This is a genomic window from Bacillus sp. X1(2014) (assembly GCF_007678255.1).
Genome location: NZ_VEED01000028.1, coordinates 23137 through 46912 on the forward strand (window position 1 = coordinate 23137; position 23776 = coordinate 46912).

Sequence of the window (23776 nt, forward strand, 5' to 3'; positions counted from 1 at the left end):
TTAGCTTTGGAGGAGATCAGAATGTCAGTAAATGAAGTTGTCATCGTAAGTGCCGTCAGAACAGCAATTGGTAGTTTCCTAGGAAGTTTAGAAAAAGTATCAGCTACTCAGTTAGGTACAACTGTAATTAAAGCAGCAATTGAAAAAGCTGGTATTACTCCAAATGATGTGGATGAAGTTATAATGGGGAATGTTCTACAAGCAGGAGCTGGCCAAAATCCAGCAAGACAAGCTTCCCTAGCTGCAGGTATTCCTCAAGAATCACCAGCTATGACAATTAATAAGGTCTGTGGATCAGGCTTGAAAGCTGTTCACTTAGCAACACAAGCCATTCTTGCTGGGGAGTCTGAAATTGTTGTAGCAGGTGGAATGGAGAGCATGAGTCAAGCTCCGTACCTGTTAAAAGGCGGACGCAACGGATTCAAAATGGGCGATCAGAAAATGTTAGACAGCATGATTCAAGACGGTTTATGGTGTGCAGAAAATGACTATCATATGGGAATCACAGCTGAAAATCTTGCGGAAAAATATGAAATCTCACGTGCAGAACAGGATGAATTTGCTGCATGGAGTCAGCAAAAGGCTCAAGCAGCAATTGAATCAAATCGTTTTGCTGATGAAATTGTCCCTGTAGAAGTACCTGGCCGTAAAGGACAAGTGACATTATTCAGCCAAGATGAGTTCCCTCGTTTTGGAACAACAGCAGAAGGTTTAGGTAAACTTCGTCCGGCATTTAAAAAGGATGGAACCGTTACGGCTGCGAATGCTTCAGGCATTAACGACGGTGCTGCAGCATTTGTTGTGATGAGCCGTAAAAAGGCAGAGGAATTAGGAGTTACTCCACTTGTAACAATTAAAGCCAATGCTTCAGCTGGGGTAGACCCAAGTATTATGGGAATCGGTCCTGTTCCAGCAGTGAAAAAAGCGCTTAATTCAGCGTCTTTATCCTTAGAAGACATTGACTTAATTGAAGCAAATGAGGCATTTGCTGCTCAATCGATTGCCGTGGATCGCGAGCTTCATTTTAGTAAAGAAAAACTAAATGTAAATGGCGGTGCCATTGCACTTGGCCACCCAATCGGTGCAAGTGGAGCAAGAATTTTGGTGTCTTTAATTCATGAAATGAAGAAAAGAGAAAACCAATATGGTTTAGCTACATTATGTGTCGGTGGTGGACAAGGCGTAGCAACAATCATCGAAAATATTAAGTAAGAAGAATAGAAATGGCTTGGAGATTTCTCCAAGCCATTTTACTATATGCAAACTATCTTTCTACTTCAATGTGCTGAAAGCCGTTAGGAGTTGCATAGACTTCATACCATTTGTAGGTTGGTGTTTTGAACCACTCATACTGCGCCAAATAAACCAAATATCTTAGATTGCCATCGGCATCATGAATTGTTTTGAATATTTTTACAGGACCCAGTCCATATAAATATCCATCCATTCCGTCGCGGACAGCATTTTTTTCTGCTTCTTTCTTTTCCTTATTTAATCTCATCAGCCCATCAACAAAGATTCTTAACAACACTAAGGTAATAGCAATTAAGCCGAAAATCAATAAATTGAACAAAAGAATACCCTCCTAAGTTTTGTAAAGATTATATGTATGATTACTACACTATTAAACTTTTAGTCACATGAAATCACTCAACTCCTTCACTCGGATGTCTTCAGTTTGATTGTATATCCGGCAGAGAAGATTAGGTGTGATGAAAAATACAAGCTAAGTCTATAAAAAGTGAAATATTCGTGAATTTTCACTTACTTATCTTAAAATATTAGTTATATCATTTAAAGGAGAGAATTACATGATATTGGAAGCGGCTATACTTATGGTTAGGCCAGGGATGGAAGAGGAATATGAAGAGGCGTTTCGTCATGCCTCAGAAATTATTGCATCAATGAAAGGTTACATATCTCACGAATTACAGCGTTGTCTTGAGGTTAAAGGGAAATATTTATTATTGGTAAAGTGGGAATCTTTAGAAGATCATACAGTTGGTTTTAGGCAATCAAACGAATATCAAGAATGGAAGAAGCTGTTGCATCATTTCTATGACCCATTTCCAACTGTAGAACATTTTGAGAATATCCCACTTTTGTAGACGTTATATAAAAAAAAGAAACAAGAGTTAAACTAAGGAGTTGCTAAGCAATTCCTTTTTTTTTACTATTTTTCAGGGATTCAACAAAGATGAATTGCATGAAGCAATGACTCTGGTTTACGTATTCGTAGAATCGAAAAATTAATGATTGTTAGGCTTAATGGTTATTATTAATAAATAAAGGGGGTTATAAAAAGTGGATGAACTAGATATGCACCATATTTTCGAACTCGGACTTACATTAGTCATGATCGCAGCAGGAATTACTGCCATCTCCAAAAAATTAAAGCAGCCTTACCCAATTGCGTTAGTAATTGTAGGGACGATTATCGGTCTGGTAAACATTCCTGCCTTAGAGCCGTTAAAGGATTTTATTACAGAAGGTGAAGTTTTTAACTTTATTATCATTACACTCTTCTTGCCTGCCTTATTAGGCGAAGCGGCTTTGAAACTGCCTTTTTCCCATTTAAAAGAAAATAAAGGACCTATTTTAGCACTTGCGTTTGGAGCCACTCTTTTATCCTTTCTCATTGTTGGTTTTTCGACTATATGGCTTTTAGGTTTCTCGATTCCAACCGCGTTTGTGTTTGCTGCTTTAATGAGTGCGACGGATCCTGTCAGCGTTATTTCCATTTTTAAAAGTGTAGGGGTGAACAAAAGGCTCGCTACTGTTATTGAAGGAGAAAGTTTATTTAATGATGGACTGGCGGTGGTTCTTTTTAAAATATCCGCCTTTTATTTACTTACATACCTTGACCTGGGAGTAGTTGGGGTCGGATATGGATTATGGGAATTTATTAAGGTCATTTCACTTGGGCTCATTATTGGTGGTGGACTGGGCTATGGGTTTTCTAAATTAACCAGTTACTTTGACGATTACCCATTGGAAATCATCTTTAGTGTGATTCTTTTTTACGGTTCATTCTTACTGGCTGAAGCGGTTCATGCCTCAGGTGTCATCGCCGTTGTTGTAGCAGCCCTGATTTTTGGGAATTATGGAGCAAAAATTGGAATGAGCCCGACGACGAAGCTAAATATTAATAATTTTTGGGAAGTTACAGCACTTCTAGCAAATTCAATCGTTTTCCTGATGGTTGGATTGGAAATTACCAAGATTAACTTAGCGGACAAATGGGGTTTGGTTTTTCTTACCATTTTGGTTGTGCTTATTGCCAGAAGCATTGCGGTCTATTCCAGCCTGTTGTTTACTAAAAACTTTCCAACTCCCTGGAAACACGTGATCAATTGGGGAGGTTTAAAAGGTTCATTATCGATTGCACTTGTTTTAAGTCTTCCTCATGATTTTACTGGTAGGGAAGAAATCTTAATTATTGCATTTAGTGTGGTATTGTTCTCATTAGTATTTCAAGGTCTTTCTATCAAGTGGTTATTATCCGTTTTAGGACTTAATAAAAAAGCAGAAGGGTTTAAGGAATATGAAGAACTGATTGCAAGAGGACATAAATTTGAAACAGCGATAAACGAAATACATTCTATTAGAAAAAATTTGTTCATTACTGAAACAGCAGCACATGAAGTGTTCACAGAATACGAACAAGAACTAGCTGTTTTAAAGAGCGAAATGGAGCAACTTTTTGTGAAGTACCCGAGTCTAAAAGAAAAACAACAATCGATTTTACGAAAACATGCCTTATTTGCACAATACGAGGCGATTGAAAAATTGATGAAAGAAGATATAATCTCCAATGAGGTTGCAGAGTACGAACACAAGCATATTAATGAAAAGATCGTAAAATTAGAGGATACACATTAAAATTTTATAGGAGAATTCATAATCTTAGACTCTAGGGTAAACATAAAAACAAGTTCCATTGTCTCGTTCATTTTTTCAAAGAGGGAGAGTCAACATTGTGAAATTGATAAAAAGAAAAGGGAATTTAGTTCGTTTGCATCCTGCTCAAATCCTTGTGATAGGTTTCGGAGGTCTAATTCTATTGGGGACTTTTCTTTTTATGTTACCGATAGCAACCTATGAAGAGGGGCGCGGACTTAGCTTCATCGATGCTTTATTTGAGGCGACCTCAGCTGTTTGTGTTACAGGTCTAGCTGTAGTAGATACGGGGACAACCTTTACTTTATTTGGTGAAATTGTTCTGCTCTGTTTGATTCAAATTGGCGGTTGGGGTTTTATGACCACAGGTATCTTGTTATTTATTATCCTAGGCAAAAAAATCGGTCTAAAAGAACGCTTATTACTGCAGGATTCATTAAATGTATTTTCTCTTTCAGGAGTAGTCAACCTTGTAAAAAGGATCATCTTTATTACCTTTATTGTGGAACTAATTGGTGCAGTCACTTTAGCAATTCGTTGGTCCTTTGACATGCCGCTCCGGAAAGCCATTTACTATGGTATATTCCATTCCATTTCAGCGTTTAATAATGCTGGGTTTGGCCTTGAATCTGAGAACCTAAGTAAATGGGTAGGTGATCCGACAATTAATATCATGATTACCTTCCTTTTCATCACGGGTGGAATTGGTTTTACGGTTATTCTTGATCTCTTTCATAAAAGATCCTTACGCAAACTATCCCTCCATTCGAAGGTTGCCCTCCTTATGACACTAATACTTAACATCATAGGGACATTAATCATTTTATTATCAGAATATAAAAATTCTGCAACGATTGGGAATCTGCCATTTGATGAAAAGCTTTGGGCATCCTACTTTCAAGGCGTCGTCACACGGACGGCAGGTTTTAATACGATTGATATTGGAGCAATGAATCTATCATCCCTAGTTTTCATGATGGCACTGATGTTTATCGGTGCGTCCTCAGGGTCTACTGGCGGGGGGATAAAGGTAACAACCTTTGCCATTATTACTTTAGCTTTTTGGGCGGTGGTCACCAATCGGGATGAAGTGAATATTTTTAAACGAAGAATTTCTTGGGAACTGGTTAATAAATCATTATCAATTGTTGTGGCGGGAATGTTTTTTATCTTCCTCATTTTCTTCTTATTGACCTTCACGGAAAAAGCCGAGATGAGCAAACTTCTTTTCGAAACCATTTCTGCCTTTGGAACAGTAGGTTTGTCCGCTAATTTCACACCCGATCTCTCGTCGTTCGGTAGGGTCTTGATCTCGATCATGATGTTCATTGGAAGGCTTGGACCTTTAACGATGGCTTTTGCACTTTTAAATACCCGAAAAGATGCCAAGGTGAGATATGCAGAAGAAAAAATCTTAATCGGATAGAATTTCATTTTTTAAATGAAGGAGTGTATAGTTCTAATGGTCAAGCAAACTTTTGCTGTTATTGGGTTAGGGAGATTTGGTACAAGTATTGCTTCTAAGCTAATTGAGGCAGATCAAGAAGTAATGGGAATTGATATCAATGAAGAAAGAGTAGAAGACGGTAAATTATTGGTTACTCATGCAGTTGTCCTGGATTCAACTGATGAGGAGTCACTTAAAACGGTTGGGATTCGTAATTTTGATTATGTAATCGTGGCGATTGGTAATGATATGCAGGCAAGTATTTTAACTGTATTAATTTTAAAAGAAATGGGCGTAAAACAGGTGATTGCAAAAGCTCTGAATAAACGCCATGGACAAGTATTAACAAAAGTAGGAGCAGATTGGGTCGTACATCCTGAAAGAGATATGGGCGAACGTGTGGCCCATCAACTTCTAGCCCCCAATGTGTTGAACTATATAGAACTGTCAAATGAATACAATATTGAAGAGGTATTGGTTCACAAAAGTATGACAGGAAAAAGTTTACGTGATCTGGATTTACGAGCGCAATATAATGTGAATGTCATTGCCATTCTAAGTAATGAAAATTTAATCATTTCACCCTTTCCTGAACATCTTATTCAAGAAGGGGATAAGTTAGTAGTCATTGGACACCGTAATGATCTTAATGAGTTTGCGACCATTAACTAGCCTCTCATTTTTAATCGAAAAGACATCCAATGTAGGATGTCTTTTTAAAATCGGAGCTATTCCCTTAGATTTTCTTTCAAATCTATAAACAAGTTCCCTTTTGTCCCTACCACAGCATAGGAAATATCATTAACAGTAAGGTTTTTTTTCTTCAGCTCCTCCATTAACCATTTTTCATCGTAGACGTTTTGGGACAAGTTATTGTAAATGATTTTACCATCATAGATCAACTCAACCGGAAGAAATTGCTTTAAATCCTCCTTAGTGGTTGTTAGGTATTGGGGTTTTTTTAAGACAGAAAGTGAGCCGTTTATTTCTAAAATGGCGCATTCTACTTCTTCAATGTTGAAAATATCTTTGCCTCGTAATGCCTGTTTTAGAGAATCTAGTGAATACCGCATTCGTTCCATTGATTCTACGAGAATTTCTCCATTTTGTATTAAGGTAGCAGGTTCTCCAGCAATCCATTTTCTTAAGCGTGGATTTCGTACGGCCACTAAGTTTAGAATAAAAACAACTGTTCCCATTAGGAGGAACGAGATAATAAAATAAAGGATTTTAATGCCTAAATTAAAGGCTAGATTTCCTGCGATTGTTCCCATGGTAATGGAAGCTATATATAGGTGATAAGTCTTGTGGGCAATCGTTTGTTTACCAAGAATCAGGACAAATATCCATAAAATAATAAATGAAATAAACGTTCGAATGATAATTTCAACAGATTCTGACATTACTTTTTCTCCCAATATAATCCAATAAACTGTTTTTGATAGTATGTTCTTTTAGCAAGCCGATTATTCTAAAGTGTACCTTATTAGTTGTCCTTAAAATTGGAAGAATTAATAGGTTCCTAATATTTATAGCTACTAAAAGGTGTAAATTATATGGTAAAATATGTGAATATTAAAACAATTAAGGAGGATAAAATGGTGATCAATTACAATGGAAGGAAATTTTCGTCTGTTGAAAATACATCAAATGGAGAAGTTTCTTCAAGTACATTTTTTGAATACAAACAAGAGGGAAACATACTTTCCGCAATATATCGTGGTGGGGAGATTGTAAAGGGAACGCTGATTGGAATTGTTATGGAAAATGGCCATTTGCAGTTTAGATATAACCATGTAAACACAAAAAATGAAATAAGAGGCGGGCAGTGTTACTCGATTCCAGAAACTCTCCCAGATGGAAGAATTAGATTACATGAGAAATGGAAATGGACAGATGCTGAGCAAACTGAAGGAGAATCAGTTATTGAAGAGGTCATTAATTAATCAATAATAGTAAATATAGTAAGGAGGATGATCGTATGGAAAAGCATAGAAAGTTAATCGAATCAATACGTTTGTATGGGTCAGTTGGCCTTGGTATCTTAATGGCTATTCAATGGCTAAATATAATTGTTGGGATATCAATTGTCATTGTATTGGCAATTATTGACCAATTATTTATAAAACCAAAATTGAAGCCTGACATTTCGAGGTGAAAATTAGTGTCCATTAAAGGTCTCAATCATTTTTTATTTTCCGTTTCGGATCTGGAGAAATCAATTGATTTTTACCAAAATGTTTTTGAAGCAAAACTGCTGGTAAAGGGTAGAAGCACCGCTTATTTTGATTTCAATGGAATATGGCTTGCTCTTAATGAAGAGAAAGATATTCCCCGAAATGAAATACATCAATCCTACACACATATAGCTTTTTCTATTGATGACACAGTGTATGATCGTATGTACCAAAAACTAACAGATTTGAATATTACTATTTTATCAGGACGTCCAAGAGATGAAAAAGATCATAAGTCCATCTATTTTACGGATCCAGATGGTCATAAGTTTGAGTTTCATACAGGTACTTTACAAGATCGAATGGACTATTATAAAAAAGAAAAACCGCATATGGAGTTTTACAGTTAGTGATTTTTTTCTGCCAGCCCCAGGAATTACATCTAATCATTGTCGATGAACAACTGCAGAAATATTATCATATGCACCTGGAACGAACTGGGAAAGGGTAATTTACCATAAAAAGTTTGTAATTGAAATAAAAGAATAAAAGCGGAACTTATAAAGACCATTCAATTGCTTCCGCAGCGACTTTTGTCTTTCATACCGCTTATGAAAGACAAATTTTATTTGTGAAGATTTTTGTCCTTCATAAAAGATTGTGAAACATTGGTCAATTAAATTATGAAAATGAGGCCGCATCTGAAATCAGTTACACTGAGATTTGTTACTTAAAGGAGGGATTCGATTGATATATGATATAGTTGTGATTGGCGGGGGACAGGCTGGTTTATCTATGGGGTATTACCTCAAGCAATCCTCGTTATCTTTTATAATATTAGATATTAATGCAGCAGTAGGCGATGTTTGGCGGAAGAGGTATGATTCGCTGGTCTTATTTACACCACGAGCCTATAGCTCCTTACCTGGGCTGGCATTAAGTGGTGATCCATCAGGATTCCCAACCAAGGATGAAATCGCTGATTACCTAGAAATTTACGCTCGTACCTTTGATTTGCCTATTCAGAGCCATTGTCACGTTCAAAAGGTACAAAAGGAAAACCAACTTTTTTCGATTACTACGAATGATTCTATTATAGAAACTAGGAATATAGTTGTTGCAACCGGTCCATTCCACACTCCTAATCTACCATCATTTGCAAAAGAACTGCCAACCCATGTCGTCCAACTCCATTCTTCTCAATATAAAAACCGTAGTCAACTTAACGATGGTGCCGTCTTAGTTGTCGGAGGAGGCAATTCAGGCGCACAAATAGCTGTGGAATTATCTGAACATAATGAAACATACTTATCAGTTGGGCAACGACTGCGTTTTCTTCCCCTAACCGTTGCTGGGAGAAGTGTCTTTTGGTATTTTGAAAAAATCGGAATATTAAAAGCAAATGGCCAATCGTATATTGGGAAGAAACTTCAAAATCAGGGGGATCCAATCTTCGGATATGAGCTGAAAGAGAAACTAAAGAATAATAGTGTCATGCTTAGAGGCAGAACCAAATCAATCGAGCATGATGAGATTTATTTCGAGGATCAGTCTGTCTTAAAAGTGGAGAATATCATTTGGGCAACAGGCTTTAACCCGAATTACTCATGGATAGATTTTCCGTCTCTTATAGATCATCGAGGGCTAGTGAAGCACAATAGAGGGGTAACTGAAATCGAAGGATTGTATTTTCTTGGTTTACCGTGGCAGCACACCAGAGGATCTGCTCTCCTTTTAGGAGTGGGAGATGATGCTGAATTTTTGTATCAACATATTTCCACGCGCTAGTATTTTTTTTGCGATCAAGATTAGGCAAAAAGGGCACGGTGGGGTACTTGTTGGAGACATTGAGGACTTTGTTGAGACATTATTGAAATTTGGAGTTACTAAATAACGTTAGATTATTTTGTTAAAAGGGATTATCACTGTATCTACCCTGCATAAGTGTGCACGAAATGTTGGATAAATGGATTCAACTCCTGCTATCGTATGAATAAGGAGGTCATCGAATTGGATTTGCTAAGTAATTTGAACAATGCCATTAAATATATTGAAGAACATCTTACCAAAGAAATTGACTATACAGAAGTTGCAAGGCGAGCTTATTGCTCTGAATATCATTTTAAAAGAATGTTTTCGTTCCTAGCAGGCATCTCGTTGTCAGAGTATATCCGCCGAAGAAGACTTACTCTAGCAGCTTTTGAGCTTAGAGATCTTAACAAAAAGGTGATTGATATCGCATTAGAGTATGGATACAACTCCCCTGACTCTTTTACAAGAGCCTTTCAACATTTGCATGGGATCACGCCTTCAGAAGCGAGAATTAATGGTCATTCACTGAAAGCCTATCCACAGATGTCCTTCCAATTATCAATTAAAGGAGGCAGCGAGATGAATTATAGAATAGAAGAAAAAGAGGCATTTCACATTGTTGGCATTAAAAAAAGAGTTCCAATCATTTTTAACGGAGTAAATCCTGAAATTGCTTTGATGTGGCAATGTTTAAATGGGGAAATGATAACAGAATTAAAAAACCTATCAAATGTGAAGCCCTTTGGATTGATCAGTGCATCCACAAACTTTTCTGAGAGCAGGATGGAGGAAACAGGTGAGTTAGATCACTATATTGGAGTTGCAACAACAAAAGCATGTCCTGAACAGTTTACATTTCTTAAAGTAGAGGCATCGACATGGGCAGTATTCGAAGCAGTTGGTCCTTTTCCTGATACACTGCAAAATGTTTGGGGACGCATTTATTCGGAATGGTTCCCCTCAGCACATTATGACCAAATAGAAGGCCCAGAAATCCTTTGGAACGAAAACAAAGATGTAACCTCACCAAATTTTAAAAGTGAAATCTGGATCCCAGTTTTGAAGAAGTGAGAATCGTATGATGTTTCTTCAGGAGAGCTATTTCAGTAGCTCTTCTTCTTTTTATTGATAGGAATTGCACCCATTTAAATCAGGAAAAAGAGCCGTAATTTCTATCGGCTCTTAAGCTACAACAAAATCAGGTTCATTTAGTCCCGAAACCAAAGCGTCCCGTGCTTCTTCTAAACCAAGCTTTATGAAGTACAGCTGTCCATTGATTCTTTCATCGTCAACGCTTAATAAAAGTGCCTGATCAATGAAGTTAATCGTATCCTCCGTTTTATCCAACGCTAATGATATCCGATTGTCGGAGAGATTAATAAGGTGTTGGTTATCTTGAACTTGGGCAACAACAGGGGCAACGGTAATGATGGGATCACTCGGAAAATACGTATCAAAAGGCAATCCTTTCATGGCAAGATACACCTCTGTCAGATGGTCAATGACATCTTGATAGTATTGGATTTTAATTGGGTTAGGCGGTAGAGGAAAATCGGACATTTCGAGGAAGAGAATTAAGGCATTATCCGCATAACGAATGGCTTGTACCGTATATACTAAAGCTGTTCTTACATTTAAAATTAAGTTCGAGGACATTTTTTTCACTCCAAACTGATGAATTATTCTAATGTATGTAAATAAGACTAGCTTTGTAAAGGACATAGCGGCAAATTTATTAAAATGTGTGAAGGAGTACATCCTAAACCTCTATTTTTGGGATCAATATTAGATTAGAATAATTTTGTAAATAAATAGGAAAATTACATACAAATAATGTAAAGGAAGAGTGAGATGGAACCTACCTCGATTCGATTAACTGCTCCAGAAATTTCGAGTCTCTGGACACAATATATGTTTGATACAATGTCAATTTGCTTCTTAAAATACGCTTTAGAACATATAAAAGATCAAGATATTCGTGACATATATCATCAATCACTTGAAATTGCCGAAGGACATGTGAGACATGTGACAAGTTTTTTTAATGAAGAAAAATTTCCAATCCCAAAGGGGTTTAGCGATGAGGATGTAAACATCCATGCCCCACGATTGTTTCAAGATCCATTTTATCTTTATTATATATACATAATGATTTTACAAGGGTTGACAGGATACGCACTTGCTGTCAGTACATCGATTCGTGCCGATCTTCGCAAATATAACATAAACTGTAATACCGAAACGATGATGCTTTTTGAAAAAACAATTGATACGATGTTGACCAAGGGTATTTACTCGCGGCCGCCAATTATTACTCCAGCAGAAGAGGTGGATTTTGTTAAGCATCAAAGCTTTTTAACAGGATGGTTTGGGGAACGTCGTCCATTAACATCATTGGAAATTGGTGATATAACTTTTAATATGGACAAGATGCACCTGCATGTCGCATTAAAGCTTGGTTTTAGCCAGGTAGCTGGTTCAGATAAGGTCCGTAAATATATTAATAGGGGCATGGAGATTTCTACTAAACATATTGCTGCATTTGAGAAGATCTTTCGTGAAGAAAAGCTGAATTCACCGATTTCATGGCAATCACATGTAACTAGCTCAACCACAGCACCATTTTCTGATAAATGGATGATGTATCAAATCCAGCTCTCGACACAAGTTGCCATAGCTTTTTACGGAGCAGCGTTAAGGTTACATCAAGAAGGGACCTTGGAGAAAAATATGTGGCTTTAACGAGTGAACTATTAAGGTATGCAGAAGATGGAGCGAATCTTATGATTGACAATAGCTGGTTAGAGGAACCTCCAAAAGCAAGCGACCGAAGAAAATTAGCCGAAGGAAAAAGGGAAGGCAGGGATGGCTAAGATTAATAAAATTTCGTAAACCAGAATGCCGATGAAATAAATAATCAGCCATAGAAGAGTGGCTATCCGGTCACTCTTTTTATCATGCATTCCTTTTTGCTATCTACGAAATTATGAATATAATTAGATAGTTGGAGGATTGATAATATGATTAAGATACGAAACGTAAAAATGGAAGATTTGAAACAGCTGGTGGTCATTGAAAATCTTTGTTTTTCAAAAGAAGAGGCAGCAACGAAACATGCATTCGAAAAGAGAATTGAACTGATTCCCGATAGTTTCTTTGTTGCCGAAGTGGATGGAAAAATCGCAGGATTAGTCAATGGTCCCGTGATTGATACTGTGTATATCACTGATGATTTATTTAGTATGACCAAGAGCAATCCAGCGAAGGGCGGTCATCAAAGTATTTTAGGATTAGCGGTGTCTCCTCATTTTCAGAGACATGGCGTAGCTGCTGCCTTACTATCCCATCTTGAAAAAGAAGCAAGAACAAACCACCGAGAAACGGTTACGCTTACTTGTAAACAGGATTTAATCCAATTCTATGAAAAGTTAGGCTACCGGAACTGCGGTGAGTCTGCTTCCAAACATGGGGGAGTCAGTTGGTATAACATGTGTAAAAAGATAAATTCATTCAACTAAATCGAAAATATAGCCCAAAAAAACGATTCGGAGGTATACTCTCCAATCGTTTTTTTATTACTTGAAGAATCTAAGTACTAATAGACGTACCCAAAATTGATGACATAATACTACGTCCTCCTAAATAAAATCTAAGGAGATAAGGAGTAAGACCTATCTTATTTTTTTATGGCTATCGTTTTTCCGTTTTTAAATTGATTTTTACATGCATTTATAGAATTTAGGGGGGATTTGTTGGTGAGTGATTTGCAAACGAAACTTGGCGGCGGATTGAATCTACTTCAGGATTCGCTGCAGCAGGGAAAGCAGAAACTACAAACCGTTCAGGAAGTTAGCCAATTTAAAAAACTTATCCAGGAACATGCTGAAAAACGTGCCGCATTGTTACTTCACCTCGGAGAAGTAGCTTATCAAAAAATTCGGACAGGAAAATTAGAAAATCCAGAACTGGGACAATTCTTTTTGAAGATTGCTGAACTTGATCAACGTATTTTTCAAGCCCAAAAGGCATTAGAGCAATTAAATAAAAAAGAACATGCGTGGGGCTGCTCCAATTGTGGCAGTCAAATTACTGCGAATGATAAATTTTGTGGATCATGTGGTCAACGACAAGAACAGCTGGCAAGTGGTATTGAGTCCATGGAAACCATCGTGTGTGCCACTTGTGAAGAACAGGTCCCATCACAAGCTAGTTTCTGCGCTTGTTGCGGAAGCCGTCTGGCTGTGTAAGGGGGCTGTCAGATGTTTTGTAAAAATTGCGGGACCGAGAATCTTTCAACGGCCAACTATTGCATCAATGACGGAACCTTGTTAAAACGGGCGCCTGTAAAATTTCGATTGAAGGAGCAGAAAGGTTCCTTTTGTTCCGAATGCGGCGGCAATACAACAAAGGGTTATAACTATTGTACGGAATGTGGGTCGAGCAACCTGCAGTACAGTCATGAGAAAAGTTTTGCCTCGCCAAAGGAATTGACCAATATGGCAGCAGTTCTACCCCAAAAAATGCCGGGATTCAAGTTTACATATGTAAGAAATGCCTTGTTGCCAGCCCTGATTGCCATCCTAATCGTTTTTGGATTATCTTTTTCTGTTATGAAAACATCTGAAAAGATTTTTAATAGTTTGGTGGGCGATAGTTTAGACGAAATGGATCTAGCCGGATTAATCGACGAAATTGCATTTGAACGGGATGGGGATCTTCCCAAGCTCAATAAAATGTATGGTATATCTGATATTGTGATGGCATCTAACCTCCAAAATCCTGTCATTGCTGTTAGTTTAGATGGAGAAATTAGCGGTGACGAGGAACATGCGACGGTGGAAGCGGAGGCAAAGAATGGGTTTATCATTTATCTTCTGATTCCATTCATCGGATTATTTGTAGCTGGTATGATTGCCTCAAGGCGAAGAAATAGTTCAAAACTAGAAGACCATGTGATTAATGCAATCGGCATTGCTGTCATCTATTCAATATTTATGACAATCTTTTCTCTATTTGCTGGGTATTCATATGATTTCAATACGGATCAGAAGAATTTTGATATGAGTTTAGATATTAGCACCAACTATTCCTTTTTTAAAACCTTCATAATGACTTTGCTTTTTGGTTTCTTTTTCAGTGGCTTGGGAAGTTTATTTGCTGTAACCTTTCGGAGGGCAACGAGGCTCCTATCGGAATGGATTCCTTCAGGGGAAGCGATTCATCAAGCGATTGTCATTCCATTTCGGGGTATACTACTTTTCTCCGTAATTATCTTTGCTTACCTTTCTAGTAAAATAGCAGAAATAAAAGAGGCTGGAGGGTTCTTTTTCGAGACACCATTTGAGGAGCTAATCGACAAAAGTTTTATGCTCATTGCAACCCTTTCTGTTCAATTTGGCAGTTATTTTTGGAATTTACTTCACTTCACTCCAATTAAGTTTACACAATCTGAATCGGGTTCGGAGGAATCTTTGTCTTTTGGGATTTTTTCAGGTGTTGAATCCGATGGGAACCCTGCTTTATTTGAACATATCTTGGTCGGGACGGATGTGGGTCTTTATTTAAAGCTTGCGATGCTTATCCCAGTTGCCTTATTTATTTGGGCGGGTTTTAGGATCTCAAGAAAGCCAAATGTAATAAAAAATCTGGTTATCTTTAGTGTGGTTTATGCTGTCATCATGTCATTACTTGCTGCATTCACTGATATAGGTTTTGGGCTCAGTGGAGGGAGTGAGAACTCAGAAGATACGCTTGAGTTGTCGCTTCAACTTGGCTTTGGGCCAATTGGAACATTCATTAAAAGTCTATTCTTTTCATTTGTATTTGCCTTTCTTGGGACTTTCATTCATAAATCGAAAAAGCATGCCTAATTTACTTAGATTGATTCCCTTGTCTGCTTAGGCAGGCAGGGGATATTTTAGTAGGATTTCTTTGTTAAAGGAGTGATTTCATTAGTGGGTGGATTCTGTACCAATTGCGGTAAAAAAATAAATAGATCAGAACTATTTTGTACAGGTTGCGGGGAGAAACTGGCGGAAAATCAAACTCCCGTTATTGAGGCTGAGGAGGCACCTTTCCAATCAGAGTCTGGGATTCCTTCCGCACGTAGAAACAATAAAAAAGGTTTTAAAATTGTAATATTTTCTTTGTTAGGGATCGTTATAGTTGTCATTGCGGCCTACTTCATGATGAATAGCCTAAAGGATCACACTCAAAAGGCATCTCAAGCAGATACAATTAAAGAAAAGAAGGAATCCAAATCTGCTCCTAACAATAAGGAAAATGCGGCAACTAATCAGGAGGATAAAGGTCAATCAACGGATGAAGAAGGAGGTACCGAGATCAAACAAGAAGTAGTCGGTACTAGTGAACAATCGATCATAAACTATTACACTGCTATGTTAAATAACTTACGAATCTTCACCTCTGGCAGAGAAATTTCGGTTGGAGAGTGGACGGTGAGCCGTCAAGATGAAGGTGTCGCCCTATCGGCATCAGAGATTCCGTCTCGAGAGTTAGCCAGTATTTTTGGTCTTTTTGATGACAGGAACTTGCTGCCTCTAAAAATATGGGCTAAAGAGGTATATGACATTGCCCAAACGTTATCAAAGGAATTAGATGCGGAATGGCTTATCTCTGTAGGAAATAATTGCGTGGGTGAATATCCTATTACTTTGCCACAATCAGACTTGATAAACTACTCAGGGTCATGTGGGTACTCTATTCCGGTTCTAGGAGGAACCAATAAGGATAATCTAATGCTTGTCATGCATACGAGTGTTTTTGGTGTATCAAACAATAATCCGCCCAGTGATTTCTCAAGTGAATATATCTTTCCTGAAAGTGATTATGTCAGATTAACCATGAGTGAACTTGAACTGCTTACCCCAAAGCAACTCCGCTTAGCAAGAAATGAAATCTATGCCCGGCATGGTTATATTTTTGAGTCGGATGATCTAAGGATTTATTTTTCAAAAAAATCATGGTACTTTCCTAATCCTAATTATAACAGCAGTTTGTTGAATTCTATTGAGAAATACAATGTGAAGTTGATACAAGATCGAGAAAAGGATTTCCAATAAACGCCTAAGAATAAGCTGAGAATAGCCAATTTGAAGTAAGGATAGGCTATTCTCGGCTTATTATAGTTACCGGGTGAGGGAAGAATGTTTTTGGTGCATTTATTTTCAAACGTTACATACATTTAAATGAGGGGATAAACATATCCAAGTGATGGGACAAGCACTACGGTCCGACACTGGACTTCAATTAGGTCAATGATAATAAAATAGAGCAATAGAGAGGGAGAAAAAATGGAGTTTCTACATGAAATAATCAGTAGCTATAGTACATTTTTTTCACTAGAAGCCCTAAAGAACGTATTTATGAACCCAACGAGTTGGGGCGTGATAGGGACACTAGTTATTCTAGAAGGTTTGCTTTCTGCCGATAACGCCCTCGTTTTAGCTATATTAGTGAAGAACTTACCTAAACACCAGCGAAAAAAAGCGTTATTCTATGGAATTTTGGGTGCATACCTTTTTCGAATCTTAGCGATTGGGTTAGGAATTACATTAATTAATATTGGCTGGATAAAAATTGTCTGTGGTCACTATTTACTTTGGATTGTGGTTCAAAACTTCATCAAGAATAATGACGGCGAAGATGAAGTACAAAGTAAAAAATTCGGATTTTGGCGAACGGTTTTAACCGTAGAACTAATGGACATTGCTTTTAGTCTTGATAGTGTAATTGCAGCATTTGGGGTCTCAAACCAAGAGTGGGTCCTATTTATTGGCGGTGTGATTGGGATCTTGATGATGCGAGGGGTAGCCCAACTCTTCTTGGTATTAATTGAAAAAGTTCCTGAAGTTGAAATCACGGCCTTTATTTTAATAGCCATTATTGCTATTAAAATGATTATCTCTGCATTTGGGTACCAATTAGATGAATTTGTCTTCTTTTCGATCTTAATTGCTGTGTTCTCAGGAACATTCCTTGTTCATTTTGTAAGGAAAAATTCTGGGAATGAAAAAACGCTGTAATAGATACCGTATCAGTAACCATCCATTTCATTTGGATGGTTTTTTATTTTTGCAGGCAGAATCTACAAGGATTTTTTTTGTGGAATTTCTAATAACGAATATTTCGGAAATGAAAATAATTGCCTAGTATGTTATTATAGACGATATTAACAAATGGATAAAAATACAATTAAGCCATGGGAGATGGAGCAGCATGTTGAACTGGAAACGTAATTTGTGGGTGCTTTGGATCGGTGTCTTTTTTACAGCAGCAAGCTTTTCCATGGTCATTCCTTTTTTGCCAATTTTCCTTTTGCAAATTGGGGTACATGAACATACGGAACTGTGGTCAGGATTGTTATTTAGTGCAGCCTTCTTTTCAGGGGCAATCGCCTCACCGTTTTGGGGCAGGATGGCTGATAAATATGGGCGGAAACCAATGATTATTCGGGCTGGGTTTGTCCTTTTTGCCATCTATACGTTAATGGCCTTTGTCACCAATCCTTATCAGATATTAATTCTACGAATCTTGCAGGGATTACTGAGTGGATTCATCCCAGGTGCAATTGCTTTGATTGGTACTAATACACCTGGTAACAAGGTGGGCTATGCACTTTCCCTTATTTCGTCAGCTTCCGCTTCAGGTAGTATCCTTGGTCCCTTGCTAGGCGGAGGAATTTCACATTTGGTGGGAAATCGGTGGGCATTTGCCAGTGCAGGGATGATTGTGTTCCTTGCCACTCTCCTCATTATTTTTTGGGTAGTAGAGGAAAATTTCACGCCAAGTAAGGTTCGTGGTTCTGTAAGAAATGATTTTAAATTGGCCTTGACGAATCGTCCATTCTTTCTCGTTCTCATTCTCACGGTGGTTACTAGCTGTTCCATCATGACCATCGAGCCGGTACTCCCTTTATATATCGTAAAATTGGGAGGGTCTTCCGAAAATGCCTCATTATTAGCGGGAGTGGTGTTCTCATTGCCCGGAATAGCTAGTGCGCTGTTTGCTCCTTTTTGGGGGAAGTGGGCAGACAAAGTAGGCTTTCAACGAGTTTTATTTATTGGATTACTGGGCGGTGGAATCGGAACAATTACTCAAATACTTTTCAGTCAAATTTGGGGATTTTCGTTGATTCGCTTTGTGTTTGGTATATTTTTCTGTGCCGTCTTCCCAGCTTTGAATGGACTTGTTGTAAAATCAACACCTGAGGATTTCCGCGGCCGGGCCTTTAGTTTGAACCAAACTGCTAACCAAATTGGCGGGATGATTGGTCCGATTATTGGCGGTTTCATTGGAGGGATTTTCCCTGTTCAAAGTGTCTTTATCGTAACAGGTATTCTATTATTAATTGCATGTGGAATGGCTTATTGGAATGGAAAAAATCTAAGCAGTCGTGCGCTTAAACGAAAAGCTTTAACGTAAACAAATTTGTTGTGCAAAACCCGCTTATCTTATTTTTCGGATAAGAGGGTTTTTTGTGGTAAATTAGAAGTGTAGTGGGAGGGGATTAATTGTCTAGTCAACTAATAAAAATTAATGATAGTTTACGTGCGGATTGTATAAATTGTTTTGGATTGTGCTGTGTGGCTTTGCCTTATGCGAAGTCAGCTGACTTTGCAATGGATAAAGAAGCTGGTACTCCTTGTCTAAATTTGCAATCCGATTTTCGTTGTGGGATACATAAAAATCTTAGAAAGGAAGGTTTTAGAGGCTGCGTAGGTTATGAGTGTTTTGGAGCAGGTCAAAAAGTTTCGCAAGTTACTTATAATGGAAACGACTGGCTTAGTGATCCATCTATAGCAAAAGAAATGTTTGAAGTATTTCCGATTATGCAGCAACTTCACGAGATGCTTTGTTACTTATATGAAGCGCTAAGCTTAGAAGAGGCGCAGCCTATTATTAATGAATTGAAGTCTTCTATAGAAGAAACGGAAAAGCTTACTACTCTATGTCCTCAATCTATTCTAGAGTTAAATGTTCCTGCTCATAGAGCGATGGTAAATGATTTACTTCTCCGTACGAGTGAACTTGTACGTTCAAAGATTTCGACCAAGAAGCATATAAAAAAGCGAGACTTCATAGGTGCAAATTTAAAAGGGGCAGACCTAAGAGGAACCAATTTAAGAGGGGCATTGCTACTTGCAGCGGATCTTAGGAAAGCTGACTTACGAGTGGCCGATCTAATTGGCGCAGACCTGAGAGATGCTGATTTACGTGGAGCAAATCTAACAGAAAGTTTATTTTTGACGCAAGCGCAAATCAATTCAGCAAAGGGCGATCGTACTACTAGATTACCAGCTACATTAAGAAGACCCGATCATTGGATAGAAGATTTAGATTGACTTAAATGGATAAGGATTGACGACCGAAACTATGAAAAAATAGAGGGGACGGTCGTCAATAGGGGGTATAGACGACCGAACCTATCAAAAATGAGAAGAGCCGGTCGTCAATAGCCTGTTCTAAAATTCAAGTCAACCCTACAAACAATGCATTTCACTTTCCACTTCATCCCACGGCACGGAATAACCCTGTCCTTTAGAGCAAAAAATGGAGGATGAATTATAATCTGGATCAGCATCCTTATTATACTTGATTCTTTCCATAACTGCTTTCGGATTATGGCAAGGGTAATAACCCCCAACAACGAGATTTAGTGTTCCTTTTCCTTGCGTAATCGAAGCAAACTCAGGGCCATAATTCATAAAGGTAGCAACTGGAACTTTCCCAGTTAAAATGGTTTTGTTACCTACTGTCATTGGAGGGTTAAAGCTGCCATGCGCATTTTGAATGTCAGTTAGAACTCTTCCCATATGCTCTAAATTAAATCGCATTTTAAAATCATAGAAAGGTTCTAACAGGATGTTCGTTGCTTTTTCAAGACCTTGCCGCAGTGCACGAAAAGCAGCTTCCCTAAAATCTCCTCCAGACGTATGTTTAACATGGGCTCGTCCAGTTACCAAGGTTATCTTCAAGTCGGTAATGGGAGACCCAGTTAGTAATCCATGATGCTCTCTTTCAAATAGGTGATTTTTAATAATGTTCTGTGTCCCAACAGGTAAATCATCGGTATGACACACACTTTCGAAAGAAATTCCAGTATTTCTCCCACTCGGCTCTAATTTAAGATGGACTTCGGCATAATGACCGAGCGGCTCAAAATGACCATAACCGATAACCGTTGCATCAATTGTTTCTTTATATAAGATTTCCGGATCTGCAAATGAGACATCAAAAGAAAACCGTTCCTTGATTATATGTTTTAGAACTTCAAGTTGAATGACCCCCATGACATGAATGTGGATCTCCTGGGTGCGTTCCTCCCAGGTGACATTTAAAGCAGGGTCTTCGGCATTTAACATTTTAAAATACCTCAACACTTCTTTCACATTCATTGTAGGTTCGAATATAACCTTTGACTTTAAGGCAGAGACCATCTCGTATTCGGCTCTTTCTTCTAATGACCCCAAACCATCTCCAGCTGAAACTTCCGACAACCCTATTACGGCAAAAATATCTCCTGCCGATACTTGATCGGACGTTTTAAATTTACTTCCATTATAAAGTCTAATTTGAGTGATTTTTTCGTGGAGTATCTTCTCATCCACACTGTAACTTAATTCTTCTCTTACTTTTAATGTTCCACGCAGTGCCTTAATAAACGTAATCCGTGTTCCTTTTTCATCATAGCGAATTTTGTATACACGACCGGCGAAGAGGTCCTCACTAGGATAATTTGTAGTAGTTAAAAGATCTAGTTTTTTAAGAAAGTTGTCAACGCCGATATCTTGTAAAGCGGATCCAATAACGCATGGGAAAAGCTGATTTTCTTTTACTAGTGTCCTCATCGTTTCTAACCAAAGTAGGGGTTGATATCCAGATTCCATGTATATTTCCAATAGGGATTCATCCCGTTCAGCAATAAATTCAATCAGTTCATCATCCATTTGACCATCCATTAATGTTTCAGTGATATCAGCAACATCTGTGGTTAAGTTATTTCGAATTTCATCTAAAACTCTAGCCGAATCAGCACCAACTCGATCAACTTTGTTGATAAAGAAAAATGTAGGGACATGATGTTTTTGCAGGAGATTACAAACGGTTTCTGTGTGTCCTTGGATTCCTTCAACCGCACTAATAATCACAATCGCGTAATCCATCACTTGAATTGCTCGCTCCATTTCAGGGGAAAAGTCGACATGTCCAGGTGTATCTATCATAAAATAAGTAGATTCGTTGTATGAAAACACCGCCTGATCGGCAAATACTGTAATTCCTCGTTGTTTTTCTATGTCATGTGTATCAAGAAAGGTATCCTGATGATCAACACGACCTCTTTGTCTAATTGTTTTCGTATGGTAGAGCAGTTGCTCGGCCAATGTTGTTTTACCAGCATCGACATGAGCAAACATGCCAATCGTTTTTTTCATGGTGCCACCTCAAATGTTCTTTATATCCTAATTATTATACCAAACAGGTGTCCCATGTTACTTATATTGATACTATAAAACAGAAAAAACACAGCAAAAGATAGCCGTGTTTTTTCTAACGATAATATTTTAACAATCATGGTGTTTATTAAGGTGTAATGGAGGTGGGATTAACCAGCCTTTTTCTTTATTTAAACGAAGGACCTTTCCTCCAAGTGCTACCTTTTGAGCATGAAATTGCGCATACATCATCGCAACATCTTCTCTAATGGATTTACCGATTAACTGGCTGCATGCAACTAAGCCAGCAGCCAAATCTGCACCAAGAGTGGCCGCAATGGCTGGATCGGGAATTCTTGCTCCAACTGGGATTTCTTCTAAGCATGCTTCAGGAGGCTCAGGAGCAGCTGGCGGTAAGCCAACGCCATTTTCTTTTAACAGTTCTTCCACTTGTTTCTTTTGTTGTTGGCAGGTTTCAATTGCTTCAACTAATAATTTCTTTAAATCATCATCACCTGTATGGTTTAACAAAGTTTGATATCCGGCAATCATGCTATTTCCCACTAATTCTGAAGCCCAAATATCAAAAACTTCACCGTAATGCAATGGCTCTTCTTTCGGATTTCCACTTAGTATACCCATTGTTGCCCTCCTCAGTGTATAAGTAAGTCTATTCATACAAAGTGCCACCTTTCCTTAAGCACAGCACCTCTATATATTGTCCAGCGAATCCATATTTCATGTAATTTCTCTCAGTTAGAAGAAAATAGCAATATAATCGAGACTTCTCATTTCACTTTGTGTTTACACGTTCATCGAAAGGGTTCGATTTCATTTTTTGGACATGTTTTTAGCCTATTTTCATAAAATGTACAAGTTAACACATCGGTGAGAGCGGAGTGGTTGTTCTTGAGTATGAGTATTTTGGCAGGTTACATAATCTTGGGATTTACATTAGCGGCACCCATTGGCCCCGTAAATTCTGCTCGATTGGATAAGGGGATTAAGAATGGTTTCTGGCATGCTTGGATAGTTGGAGTTGGATCGATGATTGCTGATGGGATTTTTATGCTGTTAGTCTATTTAGGGATGGTTCAATTTCTTGGTATTCCCATTGTACAAATTTTTCTTTGGTTATTTGGTGGATTTATTCTTATTTATTCAGGAGTAGATAGTATTAAGAATGCAAATACAATAACTCTTAATTATAGCAGACATAAGGAGTCATTACTTAAGTGCTTCCTTACAGGATTCATTATGTCAATTACAAGCCCCTTGTCTATACTTTTTTGGTTAGGGATATATGGGTCTGTCTTGGCAAAAACAGCCCAAACGAATGGTACAGAGTCACTTTTAATATATAGTAGTATGATTTTCCTCGGCCTTACTTTTTGGGATCTTTTTGTCGCTGGATTGACTACAGGGTTTCGAAAGCTTTTAAATGTTAAAAGTTTAATTGCTATTTCAATTATTTCTGGATTATCATTAGTTGGCTTTGGTTTATATTTTAGTTATCAGGGAGTAGATGCATTATTAAGGTAATAGGGAATCTTTCTAAGAAAATTTTTGTATGATTTATTTGGGAGAAATTTCTATTGAATGTATAAGGAAAGTGATGTTATTATATGAAAGTTCCCTTTTGGAAGCAGTCAAAAATATAAAATGTTATTGACTTCAAAGAGGAGAATGTGTTATATTATTTTTTGTCACTTTTTAAGAAATAACTTTTCGTTATTAAAAATTTCGTTTAGAATTGAAAATAATTTTAAATTGAAATATCAATAGAAAAGCGATATGATAATCTTCTCACTTCTTTTAAAAGTGAATTTGTTCTTTGAAAACTAAACAAACAAAATCGTGCAAACAAACAATATTAATCGTGTTTCTTCTATTAATATGGAGAACACGAGCCAACGTAACAAATGAGCTAATCAACTTTCTTGGAGAGTTTGATCCTGGCTCAGGACGAACGCTGGCGGCGTGCC

The 23776-nt window shown here is 37.7% G+C and carries 23 protein-coding genes and 1 pseudogene; 19 read left to right on the plus strand and 5 right to left on the minus strand.

Features of this window, described 5'->3' with window-relative positions; all coding sequences use genetic code 11:
- Positions 1-21 precede the first annotated feature (21 nt).
- Complete coding sequence (locus FS608_RS27640; RefSeq protein ID WP_144555766.1) at positions 22-1212, plus strand: acetyl-CoA C-acetyltransferase; 1191 nt, start codon at positions 22-24, stop codon at positions 1210-1212.
- A 52-nt stretch (positions 1213-1264) separates the two neighbouring features.
- Here the strand turns inward: FS608_RS27640 and FS608_RS27645 are convergent, their stop codons facing one another.
- Positions 1265-1573: a hypothetical protein gene (locus FS608_RS27645; protein WP_144555767.1), complete on the minus strand. Its 309-nt coding sequence runs from the start codon at positions 1571-1573 to the stop codon at positions 1265-1267.
- 238 nt (positions 1574-1811) lie between these two features.
- On the opposite strand from FS608_RS27645, the gene FS608_RS27650 reads away from it, so the two are divergent.
- The 4 genes from FS608_RS27650 to FS608_RS27665 all read left to right on the plus strand — a co-directional run bounded on the left by FS608_RS27650 (position 1812) and on the right by FS608_RS27665 (position 6019).
- Positions 1812-2108: an antibiotic biosynthesis monooxygenase family protein gene (locus FS608_RS27650; RefSeq protein WP_144555768.1), complete on the plus strand. Its 297-nt coding sequence runs from the start codon at positions 1812-1814 to the stop codon at positions 2106-2108.
- A 196-nt stretch (positions 2109-2304) separates the two neighbouring features.
- A complete protein-coding gene (locus tag FS608_RS27655; protein WP_144555769.1) occupies positions 2305-3882 on the plus strand; it encodes a cation:proton antiporter domain-containing protein in 1578 nt (525 codons plus the stop codon).
- A gap of 94 nt (positions 3883-3976) precedes the next feature.
- Positions 3977-5326, plus strand: coding sequence for a TrkH family potassium uptake protein (locus FS608_RS27660; RefSeq protein ID WP_260871843.1), 1350 nt, complete (start codon positions 3977-3979; stop codon positions 5324-5326).
- A gap of 36 nt (positions 5327-5362) precedes the next feature.
- Positions 5363-6019: a potassium channel family protein gene (locus tag FS608_RS27665; RefSeq protein ID WP_144555770.1), complete on the plus strand. Its 657-nt coding sequence runs from the start codon at positions 5363-5365 to the stop codon at positions 6017-6019.
- A 56-nt stretch (positions 6020-6075) separates the two neighbouring features.
- On the opposite strand, the gene FS608_RS27670 is transcribed toward FS608_RS27665, so the two are convergent.
- Positions 6076-6750 carry a DUF421 domain-containing protein gene (locus tag FS608_RS27670; RefSeq protein ID WP_144555771.1) on the minus strand — a complete coding sequence of 225 codons (675 nt, stop codon included), beginning with the start codon at positions 6748-6750 and terminating at the stop codon, positions 6076-6078.
- A gap of 198 nt (positions 6751-6948) precedes the next feature.
- Between FS608_RS27670 and FS608_RS27675 the strand changes: the two genes are divergently transcribed.
- The 5 genes from FS608_RS27675 to FS608_RS27690 all read left to right on the plus strand — a co-directional run bounded on the left by FS608_RS27675 (position 6949) and on the right by FS608_RS27690 (position 10407).
- Positions 6949-7293 (plus strand): avidin-fold protein, encoded by a 345-nt coding sequence (locus FS608_RS27675; RefSeq protein WP_222127419.1) that lies wholly within the window; start codon positions 6949-6951, stop codon positions 7291-7293.
- A gap of 35 nt (positions 7294-7328) precedes the next feature.
- A complete protein-coding gene (locus FS608_RS30600; protein WP_186328924.1) occupies positions 7329-7505 on the plus strand; it encodes a hypothetical protein in 177 nt (58 codons plus the stop codon).
- Positions 7506-7511: 6 nt separating this feature from the next.
- Positions 7512-7934, plus strand: coding sequence for a FosM family fosfomycin resistance protein (gene fosM, locus FS608_RS27680; RefSeq protein WP_144555772.1), 423 nt, complete (start codon positions 7512-7514; stop codon positions 7932-7934).
- 331 nt (positions 7935-8265) lie between these two features.
- On the plus strand, positions 8266-9312 hold the full coding sequence (locus FS608_RS27685) for a flavin-containing monooxygenase (RefSeq protein WP_144555790.1): 1047 nt from the start codon (positions 8266-8268) through the stop codon (positions 9310-9312).
- A 222-nt stretch (positions 9313-9534) separates the two neighbouring features.
- Positions 9535-10407 carry an AraC family transcriptional regulator gene (locus FS608_RS27690; RefSeq protein WP_144555773.1) on the plus strand — a complete coding sequence of 291 codons (873 nt, stop codon included), beginning with the start codon at positions 9535-9537 and terminating at the stop codon, positions 10405-10407.
- A 111-nt stretch (positions 10408-10518) separates the two neighbouring features.
- Here the strand turns inward: FS608_RS27690 and FS608_RS27695 are convergent, their stop codons facing one another.
- Positions 10519-10992, minus strand: a complete 474-nt coding sequence (locus FS608_RS27695; protein WP_144555774.1) for a hypothetical protein — start codon at positions 10990-10992, stop codon at positions 10519-10521.
- A 195-nt stretch (positions 10993-11187) separates the two neighbouring features.
- Between FS608_RS27695 and FS608_RS27700 the strand changes: the two are divergent.
- The 8 genes and pseudogenes from FS608_RS27700 to FS608_RS27740 all read left to right on the plus strand — a co-directional run bounded on the left by FS608_RS27700 (position 11188) and on the right by FS608_RS27740 (position 19700).
- Positions 11188-12209 (plus strand): annotated as a pseudogene (locus tag FS608_RS27700) (DUF3231 family protein).
- A gap of 147 nt (positions 12210-12356) precedes the next feature.
- Complete coding sequence (locus tag FS608_RS27710; protein WP_144555777.1) at positions 12357-12854, plus strand: GNAT family N-acetyltransferase; 498 nt, start codon at positions 12357-12359, stop codon at positions 12852-12854.
- Positions 12855-13091: 237 nt separating this feature from the next.
- Positions 13092-13583, plus strand: a complete 492-nt coding sequence (locus FS608_RS27715) for a zinc ribbon domain-containing protein (RefSeq protein ID WP_186328926.1) — start codon at positions 13092-13094, stop codon at positions 13581-13583.
- 12 nt (positions 13584-13595) lie between these two features.
- Complete coding sequence (locus FS608_RS27720) at positions 13596-15206, plus strand: zinc ribbon domain-containing protein (RefSeq protein WP_144555779.1); 1611 nt, start codon at positions 13596-13598, stop codon at positions 15204-15206.
- 72 nt (positions 15207-15278) lie between these two features.
- Positions 15279-16418: a YARHG domain-containing protein gene (locus tag FS608_RS27725; RefSeq protein WP_144555780.1), complete on the plus strand. Its 1140-nt coding sequence runs from the start codon at positions 15279-15281 to the stop codon at positions 16416-16418.
- Between the two features lie 231 nt (positions 16419-16649).
- On the plus strand, positions 16650-17381 hold the full coding sequence (locus FS608_RS27730; protein ID WP_144555781.1) for a TerC family protein: 732 nt from the start codon (positions 16650-16652) through the stop codon (positions 17379-17381).
- Between the two features lie 193 nt (positions 17382-17574).
- Entirely contained in the window at positions 17575-18780 is a 1206-nt protein-coding gene (locus FS608_RS27735) for an MFS transporter (protein WP_144555782.1), read from the plus strand.
- A gap of 89 nt (positions 18781-18869) precedes the next feature.
- A complete protein-coding gene (locus FS608_RS27740; protein ID WP_144555783.1) occupies positions 18870-19700 on the plus strand; it encodes a pentapeptide repeat-containing protein in 831 nt (276 codons plus the stop codon).
- 138 nt (positions 19701-19838) lie between these two features.
- Here FS608_RS27740 and FS608_RS27745 read toward each other — a convergent pair whose 3' ends face one another.
- Entirely contained in the window at positions 19839-21791 is a 1953-nt protein-coding gene (locus FS608_RS27745) for an elongation factor G (RefSeq protein ID WP_144555784.1), read from the minus strand.
- A 129-nt stretch (positions 21792-21920) separates the two neighbouring features.
- Positions 21921-22433, minus strand: a complete 513-nt coding sequence (locus FS608_RS27750; RefSeq protein WP_144555785.1) for a DUF3231 family protein — start codon at positions 22431-22433, stop codon at positions 21921-21923.
- Positions 22434-22700: 267 nt separating this feature from the next.
- Here FS608_RS27750 and FS608_RS27755 point away from each other — a divergent pair, with 267 nt between their 5' ends.
- A complete protein-coding gene (locus FS608_RS27755; RefSeq protein WP_186328928.1) occupies positions 22701-23333 on the plus strand; it encodes a LysE family transporter in 633 nt (210 codons plus the stop codon).
- Positions 23334-23776 lie beyond the last annotated feature (443 nt).

Excerpts from the sequence above, each read along its gene's own strand:
- FS608_RS27730 (WP_144555781.1), top strand. The coding sequence starts at position 16,650 with ATGGAGTTTCTACATGAAATAATCAGTAGCTATAGTACATTTTTTTCA.
- FS608_RS27710 (WP_144555777.1), top strand. The coding sequence starts at position 12,357 with ATGATTAAGATACGAAACGTAAAAATGGAAGATTTGAAACAGCTGGTG.
- FS608_RS27695 (WP_144555774.1), bottom strand. The coding sequence starts at position 10,992 with ATGTCCTCGAACTTAATTTTAAATGTAAGAACAGCTTTAGTATATACG.
- FS608_RS27720 (WP_144555779.1), top strand. The coding sequence starts at position 13,596 with ATGTTTTGTAAAAATTGCGGGACCGAGAATCTTTCAACGGCCAACTAT.
- FS608_RS30600 (WP_186328924.1), top strand. The coding sequence starts at position 7,329 with ATGGAAAAGCATAGAAAGTTAATCGAATCAATACGTTTGTATGGGTCA.
- FS608_RS27640 (WP_144555766.1), top strand. The coding sequence starts at position 22 with ATGTCAGTAAATGAAGTTGTCATCGTAAGTGCCGTCAGAACAGCAATT.
- FS608_RS27735 (WP_144555782.1), top strand. The coding sequence starts at position 17,575 with ATGTTGAACTGGAAACGTAATTTGTGGGTGCTTTGGATCGGTGTCTTT.
- FS608_RS27650 (WP_144555768.1), top strand. The coding sequence starts at position 1,812 with ATGATATTGGAAGCGGCTATACTTATGGTTAGGCCAGGGATGGAAGAG.
- FS608_RS27745 (WP_144555784.1), bottom strand. The coding sequence starts at position 21,791 with ATGAAAAAAACGATTGGCATGTTTGCTCATGTCGATGCTGGTAAAACA.
- FS608_RS27665 (WP_144555770.1), top strand. The coding sequence starts at position 5,363 with ATGGTCAAGCAAACTTTTGCTGTTATTGGGTTAGGGAGATTTGGTACA.
- FS608_RS27670 (WP_144555771.1), bottom strand. The coding sequence starts at position 6,750 with ATGTCAGAATCTGTTGAAATTATCATTCGAACGTTTATTTCATTTATT.
- FS608_RS27750 (WP_144555785.1), bottom strand. The coding sequence starts at position 22,433 with ATGGGTATACTAAGTGGAAATCCGAAAGAAGAGCCATTGCATTACGGT.